The organism is Streptomyces hazeniae (assembly GCF_031845485.1).
In the GTDB taxonomy this organism is placed as follows: domain Bacteria; phylum Actinomycetota; class Actinomycetes; order Streptomycetales; family Streptomycetaceae; genus Streptomyces; species Streptomyces hazeniae.
In genome coordinates this window covers 1-388 of record NZ_JAVREQ010000253.1, presented here as the reverse complement: position 1 = coordinate 388, position 388 = coordinate 1, and the positions used below count along the sequence as shown (strand labels likewise).

General features: G+C 66.2%; 1 protein-coding gene. It reads right to left on the bottom strand.

Going from position 1 to position 388, the window contains the following annotated elements; translation table 11 throughout:
* Positions 1-241, bottom strand: a 241-nt coding sequence (gene panD, locus RM572_RS29590) for an aspartate 1-decarboxylase (RefSeq protein ID WP_311676415.1), incomplete at its 3' end; no start/stop codon positions are given.
* Positions 242-388: the final 147 nt, after the last annotated feature.

Sequence of the window (388 nt, the reverse complement as noted above, 5' to 3'; positions counted from 1 at the left end):
GGTGCACGAGGTGTGCGGCGGCGCCGTTGATCCCGATGACGCCGGAGCCGCGCTCGCCCTCGATGACGTACGTCTCCAGGCGGGCACCGTTGTCTATGTCGACGATATGGACCAGCTCGCCGGGCAGCAGGTCGGCGGCGTCCATCAGGTCGGCGTCGATCGTCACGGAACCGACGTAGTGCAGGTCGGCCTGGGTGACGGTGGCCCGGTGGATCTTGGACTTGAACATCGTGCGCAGCATGCGGACTCCTAGAGGGTTGGCTCCCTGCCTGATCGTGCAGGTCAAGGGCGCCTTTCACTTTACAACGGCACGGATTTCCCACGGGGTGCCCACCATGATCCCAGAGGCGGGGCGCCGTCGGCGGAGCGAGCACTGTCAGTGGTGGGT